We start from the raw sequence: 18,796 nt of genomic DNA on the forward strand, positions 1-18,796 counted from the left end.
CGGGCGCCATTTCGGCTTGCTCTGCTCCGACAGAGGTTAAGCCCCCGTAGTGGGCGCGACACAGCCTTCTACGCGCCAGCCTCGACGCAAAATTGCTGGTAGAGGGGATAGGCGGTTAACCCGGGCCTCGGACACTTGTTAACCACACGGAGAGACGCTGTCGCCGAGCAGCGTCTCTGTCATTAAGGTAGCCGATTCCAGCCCCAGGTCACGATAGAGGTTGACCAGGCTTCCGGCTGTGCGTCCTCCAGCACAACACGGACGTCCCTGAGAGCGTCAATCATCGCGTAGACCTCCGCAACGTCCAGCTTCCCGATCGTTGGTTGGTGTCCCACATCTGCCCGCGCTGCTTCCCGTTCCGCCTGCGCCTGGTTGATCACCTCCACGAGCGCGGACGGGTCGACGCCGGCGGCGATCGCCGCCTGATAACGCTTCAAGCGCGATCCCGCGTCCGCCAACCCCTGTCGCGCGGCCTGCTGCCCGCTCGACTGCTGTGGGCACCGCCTTGGGACGCCAGAAGCGCTCGGACGTCTCGTCTCGGTTCTCGGGGGCGAACAACCTGCCGATCCACCCGTTGATAGCGAACACCAGAACGTCCTCACGGAAGTTGATCCTGCACAGCGGCAGGCACGTCAGCGACTACGGCTTCCCGCCCCCGCCTACGTGGCCCCGGGGTCTAGGAACTGCTCGACGCCGAACACCAGGCCGGGTCGACGCGGGACGTCCACAGCAACTCGGGTTGAGCAAGCACTGGTCCGACACCAATTGGGCGAACGGCGCGCAGTAGGATGCGCGGTGCTAGGGGTGGCACTGCGGCGGGAAGGTGTGTGCGTGCGGTACGACTTGACCCGCTTGGGAGCCCAGGAATTCGAGGAGATGTCACAGGCACTGGCCATCGCCGTGCTGGGCGGCGCGGTGTCGGTGTTCGGCTCCGGCCCCGACGGCGGTCGCGAGGCCACCTTCGAGGGACTGATGCGCTACCCGCAGCCCGAACCCGCTACCGGGCCTTGGGACGGCTACGGGGTACTGCAGGCCAAGTTCCGCCGCACCGCAGCCCGCACCGGGCCGGACACCGACTGGTTCCTCGGTGAGGTCCGCAAGGAACTAAACAGTTGGATTCATCCGAACACGGGACGTGTCAAGCGAGGGCGCCTCCCGCAGTATCTGATTTTCACCACCAACGTCGTGCTATCCCCCGATCCCGGCCGGGGAGGCATCGACAGGGTCGAGAAGCTGATCCGCCACTACGTCACAGGCAAGAACTTCAGGGCTGGGCGGTATGGCACCACGACCAAATCTGCCGCCTGCTCGACGTCCACGACGGGGTGCGACGCACCTACGCCAGGCTCACTCTTGCGGGTGATGTGCTGGCCGAGGCGCAGCGCGCGCTGGCCTCGTTGACCGCTGAACAGGTACCGTCCACGGATTTCCCCACCCTGCTGACCGGCCAGGCCGCCAAAGAACTGTTGGCACAGCAATGGGTGCGGCTGGGCCAGGCCGGAGAGCCGACCAACCGCAAGCTGCAGCTGAGCAACGTCGCCATCGACCTGCCTGCTCACCTCGAGCCAGGTCCGGACGGAAGAGGGCATCCCGAAGCCGTCGAGGGCGTAGTGGCCCACATCGTCGACCGCGGCGACCTCATCCGCAGGGGGCGGCCCGCCTCCGCCTCACTGCCGCATCTGATCGTCGTGGGCGGCCCCGGGCAGGGCAAGACCACCCTGGGGCAGTTGCTGTGTCAGGTCTACCGGGTGGCGCTGTTGGCCGAACGGCCCCTACACACGTTGGGCCCGGATGTGCCGGAGATGCTGGAGCGCTATCAGCGGCATCTGCGCACGCTGGACATCCCGACGCCGCGGTGCAGGCGATGGCCTGTGCGGATCGTCCTGAGCCAGTTCGCCGACGCGCTGGCGGCACGGCGCTCGGTCAGTCTGCTGAACTACATCACCGATCAGGCACGTTCGACCGGCCCAATCAATGGGCTGATGGTTCGGGCGTGGCTGCGGGAGTGGCCCTGGCTGGTGGTGCTCGACGGCCTAGACGAAGTCGCCGACCCCGATATCCGCGACGCGACCCTCGCCGCGATCCGCGACTTCCTCATCGACGCCGCCCAGGCCGAAGCCGACCTGTTGGTGGTCGCCACCACCCGGCCGCAGGGCTACCGCGGGGAGTTGAGCCCGGCCTACTACCGGCAGCTCACCCTGCGGCCGATGGAGGCTGACCGCTCCCTGGACTACGCCGAACACCTCGCGCAACTGCAGTTCGCCGACGACCCAGAGATGCACGAACTGATCGTGCAGCGACTGCGCACGGCTGCCGCCGAACCGCTCACCGCGCGACTGATGCGCACCCCGCTGCAGGTCACGATCATGACCCTGTTGCTGGAGCGACGCGCCCGCGCACCCCAGGACCGACACGGCCTGTTCGAGGCTTACTACACCACCCTCTACGACCGCGAAATCGGCAAGGACACGCCCGACTCCCGGTTGATGGCCGCCCAGCGCCGCAACATCGATCGCATCCACGAACGCGCCGGACTGCTACTGCAGATCCGCGCCGAACACGCCGGCGAGGCCGAGGCACACCTACCCGAAGCCGACCTGCGAGGCATCATCCACGACCGGCTTCTCGAGGAGGGGCATGACCAGGACCAGGCCGCACGGCTGGCCAGCAGGCTGCTGATCCTGGCCACCGATCGTCTGGTGCTACTGGTGGGCATGCCCAGAGCAACCATCGGGTTCGAAGTGCGCAGCCTGCAGGAACTCATGGCCGCCCGCGCGCTGTTCACCGCAGGCGACGCCGAGCTGATGCGGGCCCTCAGGCACCTGGCCGTGTCGGCTCACTGGCGCAACACCTGGCTGTTCGCGGCCAGCAGGATCTTCACCGACCACGAGCCCCTGCGCAACGACGTGATCCTCATGCTCGAGGAACTCGATACCGCCGACCCTCTGGCGGACTGGCTGATGCCCGGCGCCCGACTCGCCCTCGACATGCTCGACGAGGATGTCGCCGCCCAGCAACCTCGCTATACCCGACTGCTGTTCACCAGGGCCCTGCGACTGCTCGACACTTACCCGGGCGACACGGTCAACCGGTTGATGGCGGTCATCCATCGCATCACCGGCCAGCACCTCGACCTGATCCGCCCGGTGCTGGCCGCCCTCGACGCCCGCACCAACAGCCGCGGGAAGAGCACCGTCACCGCCCTAGATGCCCTTGCCGCCTGGGCACAACACCCCGGTGTCGCCTCGGTCAGCGCCCGCAGCCGATTCGACAGAATTCGCAACAGCACGCCACTGGCTCTGCAGGACACCGTCGAGCAACTACGGGTACACAGCGACAACGCGATCTGGCAGCACCAGGGCATCCAACGTCCTAACATCGAAACCGAACCGCTTCGCACCGTGCTGCTGCGCGCCATCGCCGAGGCGGACGCACCCATCGACCGACGACCGCCACTGGAAAATGCCGCGAGCCTGCTCGCACGGGCCACCTCACCGACCACCGATTTCCGCGACGTTGAACTGCAGCAGGCGATCGTCGAACTCATAAACGGACTCGAGCCCCACCTGTGGCCCTACGCAGCCGAGGGCCACCAGATCCTGCACCACTGGTACACCCGCCAACCGGTTGATGACTCTGCCATCATCGGGCTAACCCGCCCGCCCGCGCACCCGAGTTAGTCACTCCCTGCCTACCGGATCTGCCCGAGAACTGGAGGGGAGCGACGCGACGACCACGCGCGTGACAGAGCGGCACCCCCCGGGCATGCCAGCCTCCCGAGGACACGGCCTCGACCTTGTCTGCGGTGAACGCCCCGACCGGGACCGCTGCCGGGCGGTTGTCCCCGCCGTGCTATTTGCCCGCGTGGGTCCGTGCATGGCCGTGCTCCAAAGGAGCACGGCCATGCGATAACCGCGCACCGTCGGGCCAGGCGCGCGAGCAGTGGGTCACCGCACCTGGGCCATCCGCTTCGCGTGTGGTGTGCGGGTGGTCGGGTGGGGCCACGCGGGTGGGAGGAGGGGTAGCGGGTGGGTGGCCAGGTCGTTGAGGGCCATCTTGAGGATGTCGCGCTGCGGTGCGAGCAGGTGCGGTTGGGCGGTCTCCAGATCTCGCGGTGGGACCAGCGCGCGGCCCAGGGGGGCGAGCACCGCCAGTGCTGCGGTCTCGGCGTACGCGGGGGCGGGCGCGTACCTGCCGACGGCGGTGAGCAGACCCCAAGCGGCGAAGTCGAGGTCGGGGCTGGGGCGCACCCGTGATCGGCTGAGCACACCGCGGCAGACGTCGGCGATGAGATCGGCCTCGTGCTGGGAGACGGTGGAAGCCAGCTGGGGTGTGATCTTGGCCAGGCGCTGCCACTCGCCCCGGTCCAGGCGGGCGCGGTCGCGGACCCAGGTCGCGACGATCGGCTCCACATGCCGGGAACGGGTCGCGCGCACGCCAGCCTGCCACGCCAGCCAGACCGACAGCGGGCCGAGGTCGGCGTTGCCCGCGTCGCCGTCGTCGCGCTGGTCGCCGAGTTCGGCAGCCACCAGGGCCGCGGCCACGAGCGCGCCTGCGTCGACGCAGGCGTCGGTCAGCCCGACAGCGGCATCGACGCGGGCGTCCAGCCAGGTGGTCAGCGCGAACCGGCCGTGCTCGTCGCCGACGGCGTCGATGACGAGCTGGTCGACCGGGTCTCGCAGCAGCGCGTCCCCGGCCACAGCGGCCACCACGGCGGCGGGCAGATCAATCGCCGAGCGGCGCGTGCCCCGCTCGACGACGGTCAGGTGGCTTCCGGGCACCAGGGCGCTGACCTCGACGATGAGCGGCTCGCCCATCCGCAGGACCGGCGCGGGGCTCGCGAACTCCACCAGGGTGTCGGACTGGTTGATGGCGGCCAGGTAGCGGCGGACGCCGCTCCCGGCGAGCGGGGTGCGCTCGACCAGCGGCACCACGCGCAGCTCATCGCCTAGGCGCAGCGCGCTGAGCCGCTGCGCGCCGTCTCGCGCGGCGGGCACCGACAGGGTGCCGTCCGGCAGCACGGCGCACGTCACCTGCTGGCCGCGCTTGACCTCGACCAGGCCGCGCAGCTCGGCTTCCCCGATGTCCCCCGCCCAGCCGAGCCGGTCGGCGGGCAGCCAGCGCGGCCCGCCGGTGTCCACCTGCCTGCACAGCAGGCCCGTGACCCGGTCCGCGTCCGCGACCACGTCCTCCAACTGGACCCGTACCTCCCGCGTCCCCGACACCGCGGGCAGGCCCGCGACCAGCCGCCCGTCCGCGTCGGCGTGGAACCACTGGGGCCGCCGGTCACCGACCAGCCGCGCGACCAGCGCGGGCACCGCGGCCGGGGGCGCGCCGGGGACCACGGCCCGCGCCGGGGCCTGCAGCAGCGAGGCGCCCACCCGCAGCAGGACGTGCTCGCCGTCGAGCGCACCGCGAACGCGCCCGCGCAGCCACCGCCCCGGACGGGGCCGACCGTGCGGCTGGTGCCGCTGGGAGACCACCACCACGCGGTCTCCGACGTCCTCGACGGTGACGACCAGCGAGCCACCCGCCAGGTCGATGACGTGGGCGCGCTTGTCCCCGGCGAGCGCGTCGCGCAGCCACGTGCTGCCCGGCCAGGCGTCGTCGCCGCCGCCGGTGGTGGCGGTCCAACCGTCCAGCCCGAGGACCCGGAGCCCGGCCCGCTCCCGGTCCAGTCCGATGAGGACCGTGTCGCCTGCGACCGGGGCCCCGGTGGCGGGAGCCACCGTGTTGTCCGGGAAGAGCCACACCGCCTTGGGGCCGGAGTTCTTCGGCAGCTGCGCGGGTACGGCGGGGTAGTCGAACCGGTTGTCGCCGTGGCCAAGCCGGATCTTCATCTCCACGCTGTCGCCCTTGGCGGGCAGCAGGGTGCGGTGGGGGCCGAACGCCGCGCGCGGTCCCGGGAACCACGAGTGCAGCGCGACGCAGGCGACTTGGACGTTGACGTTGTCCGGCTGGTGCAACGACAGGCGCACCCGGTCCCCCGGCCCGAACCGCGTCCAGTCCAGGTCGCGCAGCGGGCGGTGGCCCTCGGTGGCGCCTGCGACGAGCAGGTCGGCAGGCAGCTCGAGCACCCGGCCGGGGAACACCTCGATCCACAGCCCGCCCGCCCCGCCGCGCACGGGCGCGGCAACGGCGTAATCGGCGGGGACGCGCCCCAACTCCCCGGACAGCGCGCCAACGGCCTCGCCCGCGGAGAACCCGAAGCCGCGCAGCTGCGCCTCCGGATAGCGGAGGACGTGGCCCTCGGCGAACATCAGCGGCCCCGACTCCAGCGACACCTCGTCGCGCCGCTGCTTGGCCAGCATGTCGATGCGCACCTTCACGCGGCCATCGCCGTCTTCGACCCACTGCCCGGTGAGCCGGTCGTGCAGCATCCACCGGCGTTCCGCCCACCGCTGAACCAGGCTGAGCGCTCCCTCGTCAGCGAAGGTGAGGCGGGACCAGGTGGTGGGGATCTCGGCGGAGTTGCGCGCGTTCGGTCGGATGCGCGGCACCCGCGCCGCCAGGTCGAAACGGACCGAGCCGACGGGGTGCCGCTCCGCAGCGGCCCGGCGCAGCACCACCTCTTTGCCGTCGCGCACCGCCAGCGCCACCTTGGGGTGGCGGAACCGCATCAGCGCGGCCCCATCCAGCTCCGGTCCGCCCGCGGTGGCCTCGACGCCGGGCAGACCGCCGATGGTGAACACCCTGGTGCCGTTCGCCTCGGCCGCGTCCACGCCGTCGTGGAGCAGCAGCTGCTTGGGCAGGACGACCACCGGGCGTCCGGCAGGTGTCACGTAGTCGTTGTCGTCCTGGACCGCGCAGAACACCTGGATCTGGTCGCCGTCGAGGGCCAACCGCACGATGGACCGCTCGGGCACCCGTCCTTGCCTGCGGACCTTGCCCGCGGGCACGGCGAAGTACACGCCGGGGCGGAACTCCAAGCCGAACGCCGCCTTGCCCGCGCTGACCAGCACCGCGTAGCAGCGGCCGCCGTGGTGGCGGATGTAGTTGTGCAGGTGCGACAACCGCCTGCTCAGCCGCAGGCTGGTGGCGCTCCTCCAGAACTTGTCGCCCGCTCGGCTGTCGGACAGCACCTCGACGAGCATCACGTTCCCCTGGAGAGCTGCTGGCGTGCGCCGCAGGTTGCGCAGCGTGCTCTCGCGGACGGCGAAGTTGCGCTTGTAGACCCTGGCCACCGGCGGTCTGGTCGACCAGCGGTCCAGCCCGGGCGGCAGGGTCAGTTCCAGGTACAGGTCGTTGCGACCGCGGTCGACCACCTCGCCTGCCACCATGAACAGCCGCTCGCCCCTGCGCAGGCCGACAGCGCGTTCGAAGACCACCCTGCCGCCCAGGTGCTCGGCCAGCTTGCGGTGGTCGAGCCGGGCCAGCAGCTGGTAGCGCCTGGGCTCCGCCGAGTCGCCCGCCTCGGCCTTGGCCTGGTCGAGCAGCCACTGGGCGGTCTCGGGGTCGAGTTCGGCGCGGTCGACCCGCAGGGCTTGGGAGTCGTCGGTGTCGCCATCGCTGTAGCGGCGCTGCCTGCCGTGCACGGTGAGCACCCGGACCGAGCTGCGCGCCAGCGACACCTCGACCTCCAGCCGGTGCACGATGCGCTCCTCCGACGCCTCGACGTACAACTGGCGGACCGGGGAGACGTCCTCGTGCTCGACGGAGAACTCGGGCAGGTCGAGGGTGAGCGCACCGTCCTTGCCGGGCACGAACCCGGCTCGGCGCACGATCTCGCCGAAGAACAGCGGGAACTTGCCTGCGACCGGTTTGCCCATCACCGTCAACCGGTTCTCGGGCACCTCCAGCCGCCAGCCGTAGCCCCACTCGAACCGGTGGGCAGGCGGGCTGCCCGCCACCCGGCCCGCGTAGCGCAACTCGACCCGCAGCGCCGAGTGCGCCGCCGACACGGATGCGCCGCGCGACTCGACGTGGGCGGCGAACTCCGCCACGGTGAGCGGGACGGCGCCGGTGTGGCTGGCGTGCCACCCGCCGTCCCTGGCTACCAGCACGACCCGCATGTCGTCGCGGTTGTAGTCCTGGGTGACCCAGCAGACCTGGGCCGCGTCCAGCGGCACCTCGCTGGACCACCCGCCGCCGGGAACGGGCACGTGCAGGTCGTGCAGCCGCACGCGGTCCGCGCCGCGCATCACGCCGATCCGGTGCTTGTCGTCGGCGGCCTGGTACTCCCGCCACGCGGCCGCGTGCTCGTCGGAGTCCGACTTCCGCGCGGCGGAGCGCGACACCGGCCGCAGCGTGAAGTGCCGCCGCAGCCGCCACCCGGTGCTGCCGTCGCGGAGCCGGACGGGCTCGCCGCTGACCGCGACGGAATCCACCCGCTGGTCGACGTACTTGCCGACGGGGTAGGTGCTGCCGTGCACCCGCCCGCCGCCGGTCGTCACCTCGACCCGGTTGTGGCGGACGGCGACCTCGGGGGTGTCCCGGACGCGGCCGACGACCTGCCCGTCGAGGTGCCTGCGCGTGCGGCGACCACCTGCCTGCGCGAACACCAGCAGGGCTCTGCGGCCCCTGCCCCGCTCGTAGACCTCCACGGTCTCCCCGTCGCGTTCCACGGTGCCCAGGTAGTGGTCGTCGCGGCCGGGCCTGCCCGCGCCCTCCCGCCACAGCGCCTCGACCTGGACGACGCGCGGCTGGGCCTCCAGCACCCACCGGCCGTCATGGCCCCGGGTGGCCCACACCGGGTCGCCCGCCAGCGCGGGCAGCACGGCGAACGCCCGCCCGGGGGCCGTGCACACCTGCGGTTTGCCGTTGACGCGCAGCCACAGCGTGTACTGGCCGTCCTTGTTGCCCCGGGGTTTGGCCACGCAGATCCCCGGCGTGCCCTGGATCTCGTCCATGTCGCCTTGCGTGCCGGGCTCGACGTGGCGGAACAGCTCCCAGGTCTGGAGCGGCTGAGCGCGCCTGCGGTCCAGCTTGCGCCACGGCCAACCGCCCACCACGACGACGTCCCGCTTCTCGGCGCGAGACCGCTCGTCCCGGCCGCCGGTCAGCGGGGCCATCGAGATCGACTCCGCCAACACCTCCACGACGAGCCCGTCGGTGGTCATCGCGCGCCAGGTGTCGTAGCGGGGCGCGTCGCCCATCACCCAGTCCACGGTGAACAGGTCGCCGTCGCGCGGCGACATCAGCCGCCGGAACCGGTCGGCGTCCGGGTTCTCGTAGTCGGGGATGGTGTGCACCGGCTCCTGCATCGCTTTCACCCGGCCGGTCCGATGGTGGCGAGCGTTCCACTCGCCCACGGTGAAGGCGCACCGGGTCATGCCCACCACGCCGTCGAGCCCGTCGACGGCCAAGACGGCGGGGAAGCCATCCGGGGCGGTCTGCACCGGCAGCACCCACCGCCCGGCGTCCCGGTCCACGACGGCCTCCAGGCTGGCCCGGTCGTCGGCGAACACGCCTGCCCAGTCCAGGTTCCGCCGGTCGACGTCGCCGACCAGGGCCAGCGACGCCCGGCCCCCGTCCTCGACCACGGCGATCCGGACCCGGAGCCCAGCAACCGGCCCGGACTGCTCCACCCGGGCCAGGTCCGACGGCCGCCAGTCGCCGTCGGCGACGAAGTAGGCGATCCCGGGAGAGGTGGACAGCACCCATCCCTCCGCGGTGCGGGACGACACGGTCGCGGGGACGCCGTCGGCGCCCACGCGCCGCCCGTCCCCGACCGCACCGCCCCCGGGTCCCGGATCGCGGCGGGCCGCCTGCCCGCCGCGCAGGTCCGCGACCAGCTCGGTGAAGCCGCGCTCCACCGGCAACCAGCAGCCGTCACCGGACGACCAGCGGGCCAGTGTCCGGACCTCGTCGGCTGGCCGGTACGCGGCGGAGGTGTCCGGATCCCACGCCCTCAGCCACTTCTCACGCGCGCCCGGGGGCACCACGTCGTACCCGTGCGGCACCGCACGCCCGAGGCCGTCCTCGATCGTCAGGCCGAGCAGTTCGCCGCCGCCCGCGCGGGCCCCGACCACGGCGACGCGAACCTCACCGGGTGCGGGCGCGGGCGGGCCGACCGGTTCCAGCGAGCGCGCGACGCCGTCTGGCCCCAGCGCGACCACGACGGGCTCGCCCACGACGAACCCGCGGAACGACGCCACACCGGCCACCGGCTCCGCCAGTCCGCAGTTCACCCACACCTGGCGCGGGTCGGCGCCCGGGTCGTCCACCGCGCACACCACGCCCGACACGCGGCCTCCCGCGCGCAGGTGCGCAGCGCGCTCCGCCGCAGACGCGGCGAACAGGTCAGCGGCTGCGTCCGTCCCGCCGACCACCAGTTCGTAGTGGACGGCCTGGTTGCCGTGGTCGACCGAGACCGCGGCGACGCGGCGCTCGTCGGCCGGGGGGTCGCCCTGTTCGACCGACAGCGGCGCGGGCCGCAGCGCCGCCTCGTCGAAGAGGGTGCGCTGCACATCGCCCAGGGTGGTGCCCGCGGGCAGCGCCGTGCGGAAGGGGGTGTCCGCGGTGCGCAGCAGGAACGCGCGGACCGCCTCCGTGCGCACCTCCTGGGATCGCCGGTCGTGCAGCGAGGCGTACGGGCTGCGCACGCGGCGGCGCCTGCCCGGGCCGGAGCCGAGCGCGGCGGCGATGTCGAGGAAGACCGCGCGCAGGTGCTGCACCGTCTCCGGTCCTGCGCCACCGGGCGACGTCGTGGACAGCGCCCGCGCCAGGGACCAGAAGTCGTTGGGGGCGTCGAAGGAGAACTCGACGATGGCGTGCACGACCTTCTCCAGGATCGCCCGCAGCGCGGCTTCCTCGGCGATATCCCTGGCGGGGAGGTTGAACAGCTGCACCAACCGCCTGCGGAGCTCGCGGCGGAACATGAACGGCCGGTGGACAGCGTCCATGCCCCGCACCCACTCGGCGAGCCATTCCCGCGGCGTGGCCTCCGGTCCGCCCCACGGTGGCGGGGTGACGGCGAACAGGGCGGCGAGCCGCTCGGTGGCGACCACCAGCGGAGCGCCCTTCTCGGTGGCCTGCTCGGCCAGCGCCGCGGTGTGCCGCTCCCAGTCGGCGGCTTCGACCTGCTTGCTGGTGAGCAGTTCGAGCGCGCCGATCTTGTGCTTCTTGTTCGCCCCGACCCGGCTGGTCCACCTGGCGGTCTCGGGAACGTCCTCGTCCGGCCACAGCTGCTTGAGGAGCAGGCTGGGCTGGTTGGCCGTCGCCAGCGCGAACTTGTCGGTGCGGGCCTGGTTCAGGATGCGCTGGACCAGCCACCGCAGGAACGACAGCGCGGGCGGGATCTGGCCCGCGTGCGCGGTGAACCACCGGTTGGCCAGGTCGGTGCCCGAGGACTCCGTCCGGCCGGACACCGCCTCGTTCACCCAGTTGGCGACCAGCAGAGCGGCAGCGGAGTAGTAGAGCTTGCCCGCCTCGGTGGCGACATCCGCGGTCTCGGCCTGGCGCACCACCAACACCACGAGCCGTTCGGGCGCCACCGCCGCCAGCCTGCCGGTGCCCAGGCGCTCGGCCGCGGCGCGGGCGTGGACCGCGAGCCCAGCCAGCGGCGGGGTGAGCCTGCTGCCCGGCGGCGGCATCAGAACCTTGTCCTTGTAGAGGTCCTGCACCTCCTCCCGGTACCGGCTGTCGCTCAGCACGTCCGCGGCGTGGAGGACGAACTCGGCGAACACGTCGGACTCCGGGTCCGGATCGGCGTCGCCTTCGGCGAGCGCCACCGCGAGCACGCCGCCCGCCAAGACCGCGAGCAACCGGTCGTCATCGACGCGGGGGAAGACCTCGTAGTTCTTGCGCAGGAAGCTGGTCCCCGCGCGCGGGGCGACCCAGGGCCTGCGCACGGCGAACCTGGCCCCGTCACCAGGCGCGGGCGCGGCCAGCCAGGACCGCAACCAAGCCCGGTCTGCGGGGTCGGGCGCCGCGGCGGCGGCCCCGGCCAGCGTCGCCGCCCAGACGACCGCCGCGGCTCTGGCGGGCTGCACCTTGCGCACCCCCAGCGTCGCCAGCACGTCGAAGACGCGGGTGTCGGGCTTGGCCTCCTCCGCCTGGAACGACTTGAGCAACTCGTGGTGGTTCGCCTCGGCGGCCAGTGCGGCGTAGTCGGCCGAGCCGTTCCCGGCGAAGGCAGCCAGCGCCACCAGCGCTGCCAAGTCCGGCTCGACGGCGGCGAAGCCGTGCCGGGTGGAGCGCAGCCTGTCGAGCACCCGTGCCGGGTCGACCAGGACCAGCACCCGGCAGGCGAGCACCCGGCACAGCCGCCCGTACTCCCCCGCGCCCGCATCCACCAGCAGCGTCCACAGCGCCGGGTCGGCGACGGCGCGATCGACGGCATCCGGGTGGGTGAGCACCAGGTCCAGCAGCGACGCGAGCACCAGCACCTCAGCGGCGAAGTCGGCGGTGTCCAGGTAGGGCCGGGTGGTGCGAACGCCTGCCGGGTCGCGCCGCTGCCGGGCCGACGCGGCCAAGGCGCGCAGGCGGTCATCGATCGGCGCGTCCCAGGACGCCTCGTGCCCCGCGTCGGCCAGTCGAGCAGCCGCGGCCACGCGCACCCCCTCGTGGTGGGGGAACGCGGCGCGCGCACGGAGCACATCCGGCAGCGCGTACAGCAACTGGCTCGTCTCCACGTGCTCCAGCTGCGCCAGCGCCTCCACCGCCAACTCCGGGTCGCTCCCGCGCAGCGCGGCGAGGATGTCCAGGAAGGCGTGGGTCGGGGCCGGGGCCAGCCGGATCGCGCTGCAGAAGTACCAGTCGGCGAGCATGGTCATCTCCGGTTGGGCAGGTGAGGCAGTTGAGCGCGCAGGCCCGCGACGAGAGTGCGCAGGTCGAGGTCGAGATCGTCGTCGCAGGCGACCACGGCCCGGTGGTGCGGATCCAGGCCGTCGACGAGCCCGGTGAGGGGAGCGCCGTAGGGGGTGCGGGCGAGCAGCGCCCAGAACAGCGGTTCCCCGGGTTCGACCTCGGCGGGGTGGACGCCTGCTGCCACCGCGGCGGCAGCCACCGCCTGCGCGGCGTCGTCGCCGACCACCGACGTTCGGCCGACCGCGAAGCGCCACGCCTGGTCGTCGCGCGTGAGGAGCTTGCCGAGCAACCGCATCACCTGCCCGCCGTGGTCGAGCCAGGGCTGGACGACGGCGCGCGACGCGGCACTGCGCAGGAGGACCGGGACAACGGCCGCGGCCAGCCGGGTGTTCGGCAGCCCGGGGGAAGGCACGCCCCGAACCCGCGGCAGCCAGGCCGCGAAGTCCAGCCCGCAGTCGACGGCGACGCGCAGCGCGGTCGGCCCGTGCGCCGTGGCGGCCAGGCGCGGCAGGGCGGCGGCCACGGTGTCCGGCATGCTGACCCAGGCGGTCCGCAGCAGTGCCCGGACTGCGGTGTCACCCATCCGCGACCGCGACAGCGCCTCGGCGACGGAAGCCGAGCTCGGCGCGCTCTCCCCCACCTCGCCCGGCACCTCCGGCACTTCCCAGGCTAGCCCGCGCTTGACCAGGCCGTCGCGGGCGAGGGCCGCCAGCGTGGCCAACGGGTCGCCGCCGTCAGCAACGGGGTCGGGGTCGTCGGGGTCGTGGGGCCGCAGCAGGAACGCCCGGCAGCCGAGCTGCGCGCCCAGGTCGGCTGCGGTGCGCGCCGCGTCGTAGGGCGTCGGGCCGATCGAGCGCACGAGCACGACGGCGTCGGGCAGCAGCGACCGCAGGGTCTGCACGCTCCGCCGGGCCGTCCCGACGGTGGCCGCGCCGATCCCGCCGACGGCGGTGCGCACCAGCGGCACCACGACACCGGTCCGCCCGTCCGGCTGCCAATCCCCGCCGACCAGTTGCCGCAACGCCTGCCGGGAACCGGGGTCGCCGACGTCGAGCTGCGGGACCGTCGTCCACCGCCTGCCGCCGAGCCCGTCGAGCGCGGCGGCCGTCCCCCGCCTGCGTGCCGCACCCGCGGCGCTGTCGGCCAGCACCGCGGTGAAGCCGCGCGAGGAGGTGGCGATGAGCGTGTCCAGCCTGCACCGGCCGGCGGGGTCCAGGCGGAGCGGGGTGAGCTCGGGCTCCCAGTCCCCGGGCAGCGGGTCGACCTCGTACACCGCGGGCAGGGCGGCGGCTGCCGCGGCGGGCGCGGGCACCCCGCTCACCGGCACCGGCTCGGCGAGCCCCGTGCCGTGGGTGAGGGCGAATACGGAGTCGTTGACCACGGCGGTCATCCGGACCGCGCGGAGGGCGCCCTCCCACTTCAACGGCACGCCGCGCAGGACACCGATCAGGACGCCGTCTTCGGTGAGCACCGGGCCGCCGGACATGCCCGGCCACCCGTCTTCGCCCTCGGCAGGCCAGGTGCTCCGCGCGTTTCCCAGGGTGAAGTGGATGGCGCCGCCGCTCATGGGCATCAGCGTGAACTTGAACGACACCAACTCGCGGCGCCTGTTCTGCTCACCCGCCCGGGGGTAGCCGAACCCGACGCACTCCACCTCGGCGATACCCTGGACCTTCCCCCACTGGACGAAGTCGTCGACGAAGGGCTCCCGGCACGCGACGGCCGCGGCATCAACCGCATCGACCTTGTTGTCGGCGGTTTGGTGCCGCCACACGACCACGCCGTCGTGCTCCACCCCCGCCGAGTCCGTGACCACGACCGCCGAGCCCACCGGGCCGACGATGTGGGCCGCGGTGAGCACGCACCTGGGCCCGATGACGAAGCCGCTGCCGAACCTCGCCCCCTGCAGGCGCACCATCCGCGCCAGCAGCCAGTCTTCGGAGCCGGGAACGGTCACGCCAGGTCGCCGATGAGCATATCGTCCTCAGTGGACAGCGTCATGTCGCGGGGCCGCAGGGTGAGCCGCAGGCGGTGCGTGGCCGTCTGGTCGTTCTGCCGCGAACCCCCGATCGTGGCGACCTTCCACAGGCTGACGCTGCCGTTGCCTTTCTTCGAGACCTTCGCGGTGATCTCCAGCTCCACCTCGACCCGCTCCGGCACGAACCGAACCCGCTCGCCTTCCCCCGCCGCCAGCGCCTCGGCCAACTCGGCGCGCAGCAGTTCAACGGCCGTGGACAGGCTGATCCCGTCTTCATCCATCAGCACGAGGCCGTTGTCCTCTTCCATGTGTCCCCCTCCGGGCGCCAGGCTTACCCCCTTAGTACGCCGAGTGGCTCTTGCCGTTACAGCCCAGCTCGGGGCGAAACGGGTCGGCAACCCCGGTCCCCGACCAGGATCGGACAGCCGGGTGCGTGCCTGAGCACGACCGGCACGTGGCCCCGAACCGCGTCGAGCAGCAGCCGGGCGTGCTCCGCGGGCCGAACGTCGTGTCGGTCGTTGGTGGGGTTTCGCGATCGTGCTCGGTCGAGCATTCTGGGAGAAGTGTTCGGGGTGGGCATGCACTAGATATCTGCCATGATCTTGCGATGTCGGGCCTTCGACCAGGTCTGCGATGCCGGTCGGCTGGGTCCGGTCGCTGAGAAGGCGGGGAGCGCGTGGTGAGACCCGGGCGACGTCGTCGAGTTGTCATCGTCGGTGCTGGGTTGGCTGGTACGGCTACGGCCATCCGCCTGCTGCAGTTCGCCAGGGAAGCTGTTGAGGTCGTCGTGGTCGAGCGGCGGCCGGGGTTTCGGAATGCCGGGGTCGCGCATCATCCGGAGAGCAATCACTGGCACCACGTCTTCAACATCCAGGCGGGTCGGATGTCGGTGTTCCGGGAGGATGTGGACGACTTCATCGACTGGGCCAACCGCGAGGCCGACCGGACCGGGTGGCCTGCGGAGTGGAAGGGCTTCACGTTCGTGGAGTCCGGGCCCGCGCCGCGGCGGATCTATCCCGAGTACCTCGCCGACCGCCTCGCGCAGGCTGCCCGGGAGGCCCTGCCGGGCGTCGTCCTGGTGGAGGGGGACGGCGAGGTCGTTGACGTCGAGGTGCACGAGGATCACGTCGACGTCGTCGTTGAGGATTTCTCGGTGGTGGGTGGGGAAACCAAGTCGGGGCGGGTGGCGCTTCGCGCCGATCACGTCGTGCTCGCGACCGGGCTGGAGCGGAAGTCCCCGACCTTCGCCGCCGACGTGGTGGGCCATCCCGCGTTCGTGCCGGAGCCCTACTCCGCGGCCGGGCTCGAGCGCATCCTCAGCGCGCGGCGGGACGACGTCGTGGCCATCGTCGGCTCGCTGCTCAGCGCGTACGACGCCGCGACGCTGCTGCTGCGGCGGGGCCACACGGGCACGATCCACATGATCTCGCGCTCCGGGCTGACCCTGCGGACGTATCCGCCGGACCACCGGCACCAGGTCATCGACCTGCCGACGCCGCGGTTCTTCGAGGACGGCCCCTACGGCGGGCGCGAGGAGTTCGTGCTGCGCTTCACCGAGGAGTGGGAGCGGGCGTGCGCGGCGGTGGCGCGTGAGCATCCCGAGGTGTCGCCCGCGGTGGTGACCGAGCGGGTGTTCAAGGCGTGGGAGCCGCACCTGCCCGCCATCCTGGCGCGGATCCCGACGCCGGATCTCCGCGCGCTGCTCGACCGCTACGGCAGCCTGCTGGCGATGTTGCGGGTCGGAGTCATGCCTTACACCGCCGACCTGGTCAACAGCGCGGTGGAGGCAGGCGGGCCGGTCGTCGTGACCGCGGGCAGGGTCGAGGGGATCCGCGCTACCGAGGCGGGCAGGCTGGTCGTGACCGTGTCCGGGCGCACGACCGGCATCGAGGCGGACCTGGTGATCTCGAACTTCGGCCGGGAGTCGGACTACGGGCGCGTGGGCTCCGCGCTCTGGCGGAACCTCCTGCGGAAGGGGTTGGCCTGCCCGCACCGGCGCACGGGCCGAGGCGTCGAGGTGGACGAGCGCGGGCGCCTGGTCGGCGCGGCGGGCACCCCGTCGCGCCTGATCGCGGTTGTGGGTCACCCCCGCGAGGGCGACGAGATCGTCCGGAACGGGCGCCTGGGCGCGTTCTCGTTCAACCTCGCCGCGATCAAGAACCACTCGGTGGAGGTGGCCGCGACCATCCTGTGCCAGCTCGAATCGTGCTACGACATGGCCACCACCCCGCCCGGCGCGCGGGACCAAGGGTGGGACGAGGCGCTGGCGTACTCGACGATGCTCGACGTGCGCCGGATGACCGCCCGGCGGCAGGACCACCGGCAGGCGCTCGTGGCACGGCTGGAGGACAGCCTGCGGGAGCTCGCCGCGCGCGGCGGCGACGACGCCGTACCAGCGCCGGTGCTGCGATTCGCCGTCACCTCGGCCGCGACGGAGAAGCTGAAGGACCTGTCGGTGACCCCGAGGGAACTCCGCGCCGCGCTCGGGTTGGGGCGGCGGCTGGAGGCGATTGGCTGAATCGCGGCGCACCCGGGGAGATGTAGGCGGGGCGGAGCAGGTGCGAGCCTGGGAATCATGACCAGCTCTGGGTGGGCGTCGTGAGCCACGTCGAGATCTTCGGGGTCCTGCTCGTCGGTGCGGCGCCGACGAGCGTCGGCGGTCCCTGCAACCACTCCCAGACCCCCGTCGACGGCTCCGTCCTGGTCGTCGACGCGCTCCATCCCGGACTCTACGACGCCATCGTCGCCTCCTCCGCGGTCATCTGCGCGAAGGGCGGGCGTACCGGCCACATGGAGTCCCTCTGCCGCTCGCGCGGCATCCCGGTGCTGCGCGTCGACCCGGCGGAGCTGGGCAGGCTGACCGGCCACGTCACGATCCGGCTCGACCGGCAGTCGGTCATCCTCGGCGAGGTCGACGATCTCGAAGGGCCTGCGCGGGACTTCCCCATCACGCCCGCTGACCTGGGTTCGATTTGCGTGGTCATCGCCGACGCCAGCGACGTGCGGGCGACGAACGCGATCACCCCGCCAGTCGAGGAGGTCGCAACCTTCTTCGTCCGCGAGGAGTTCGTCTGCCTGTCCGCCGGGCTGAGCCCGCTGGACCTGCTGCGCGCCGAACCGCGGGCGGCCGAGTGGTACGGCGCGGCCCTCGGCGCGCAGGTGTGCGCCATCGCCGAGGAGCTCCGGCCCGGCCAGCGCCTCGTCATGCGGCTGCTCGACCTCCGCTCGGACGACGCCACCAAGATCACCACCGAGACCGAGGTGCACCAGGAGACGAACCCGGACCTCGGCCTGCACGGCGCGCGCGCCCTGCTCCAGGAGCCGCACTACCCGATCGCGTTCCGGGCCTTACGCCAGTACGTGGGCAAGCGGCTCGGCCGGAGCCTGAGCTTCGCCGTGCCGTTCGTCAACGACCACGACGAGTACCTGCGGCTGCGCGGGCACCTCGGCCTCCCCGACGACTTCCCGCTGTCGGTCTTCATCGAGACCCCGGCCGCAGTCCACTCCACATCGGGCTTCTGCGCGGCGGGGGCGAGCGAGCTGTTCGTCGGCACCAAGGACCTCGTCCAGTTCTACCTCGCCGCGGACCGCAGCAACCACCTGGTCGCCCCCTCCTACCAGACCCGGCACCCGGCCGTGGCGGCTGCGCTGCGCCACGTGGTCGACGCAGCCGGGGAAGCGGGCACCCCTGTCCACGTGTTCGCGCTGCTCAACGACATGGACCACTACGTGCGGCAGCTACCAGCGGACGGGTTCATGATGTGCACCGCCGAGCTGCGCCAGCTCGCTCAACACCGGCGCCCGCACCTGGCCCTCGCACCCGACCTCCAGCCGCGGCACCGGCCGCACCCGACCGGACCCGCAGAGGCCGCCAGCTAGCTTCACCGCCGCGACCGGAGCTGTGGTGCTAGAAGCCAGCCGGGCAAGCACCTGGGCCGGTAGTCGCGGATCGGGACTCGCAGATCCACCGGATCGACGCTGAGCACGGGGCATCCGTTATGCCCGGTTCGGCGGGGATAACGGATGGCGGCTCGGGTGGGCGCTACCGATCGTGATCAAACTTGGGTG

Annotated in this window: 8 protein-coding genes; 4 read left to right on the top strand and 4 right to left on the bottom strand. The window is 72.3% G+C overall.

Annotated elements, in window-relative coordinates:
- Window positions 1-182: 182 nt before the first annotated feature.
- Window positions 183-437 (bottom strand): hypothetical protein, encoded by a 255-nt coding sequence (locus ACWEPX_RS01515; protein WP_451895096.1) that lies wholly within the window; start codon window positions 435-437, stop codon window positions 183-185.
- Window positions 438-831: 394 nt separating this feature from the next.
- On the opposite strand from ACWEPX_RS01515, the gene ACWEPX_RS01520 reads away from it, so the two are divergent.
- Together ACWEPX_RS01520 and ACWEPX_RS01525 are read left to right on the top strand one after the other, a co-directional pair.
- On the top strand, window positions 832-1,401 hold the full coding sequence (locus ACWEPX_RS01520; protein ID WP_451895097.1) for a hypothetical protein: 570 nt from the start codon (window positions 832-834) through the stop codon (window positions 1,399-1,401).
- Window positions 1,365-3,680: an NACHT domain-containing protein gene (locus tag ACWEPX_RS01525; protein ID WP_451895098.1), complete on the top strand. Its 2,316-nt coding sequence runs from the start codon at window positions 1,365-1,367 to the stop codon at window positions 3,678-3,680. Before ACWEPX_RS01520 ends, ACWEPX_RS01525 begins: the two co-directional genes overlap by 37 nt.
- A gap of 267 nt (window positions 3,681-3,947) precedes the next feature.
- Here the strand turns inward: ACWEPX_RS01525 and ACWEPX_RS01530 are convergent, their stop codons facing one another.
- Genes ACWEPX_RS01530 through ACWEPX_RS01540 form a run of 3 tightly spaced genes read right to left on the bottom strand, consistent with a single transcriptional unit; the run spans window position 3,948 to window position 15,036 of the window.
- Window positions 3,948-12,716, bottom strand: a complete 8,769-nt coding sequence (locus ACWEPX_RS01530) for a hypothetical protein (protein ID WP_451895099.1) — start codon at window positions 12,714-12,716, stop codon at window positions 3,948-3,950.
- Window positions 12,713-14,707: a trypsin-like peptidase domain-containing protein gene (locus tag ACWEPX_RS01535; RefSeq protein WP_451895100.1), complete on the bottom strand. Its 1,995-nt coding sequence runs from the start codon at window positions 14,705-14,707 to the stop codon at window positions 12,713-12,715. Before ACWEPX_RS01535 ends, ACWEPX_RS01530 begins: the two co-directional genes overlap by 4 nt.
- Window positions 14,704-15,036 carry a trypco2 family protein gene (locus ACWEPX_RS01540; RefSeq protein ID WP_451895101.1) on the bottom strand — a complete coding sequence of 111 codons (333 nt, stop codon included), beginning with the start codon at window positions 15,034-15,036 and terminating at the stop codon, window positions 14,704-14,706. Before ACWEPX_RS01540 ends, ACWEPX_RS01535 begins: the two co-directional genes overlap by 4 nt.
- Window positions 15,037-15,407: 371 nt before the next feature.
- Here ACWEPX_RS01540 and ACWEPX_RS01545 point away from each other — a divergent pair, with 371 nt between their 5' ends.
- Both ACWEPX_RS01545 and ACWEPX_RS01550 read left to right on the top strand, forming a co-directional pair.
- Window positions 15,408-17,246, top strand: coding sequence for an FAD/NAD(P)-binding protein (locus ACWEPX_RS01545; protein ID WP_451895102.1), 1,839 nt, complete (start codon window positions 15,408-15,410; stop codon window positions 17,244-17,246).
- Window positions 17,247-17,326: 80 nt separating this feature from the next.
- Complete coding sequence (locus tag ACWEPX_RS01550) at window positions 17,327-18,607, top strand: putative PEP-binding protein (RefSeq protein ID WP_451895103.1); 1,281 nt, start codon at window positions 17,327-17,329, stop codon at window positions 18,605-18,607.
- Window positions 18,608-18,796: the final 189 nt, after the last annotated feature.

Source organism: Actinokineospora sp. NPDC004072 (assembly GCF_053604195.1).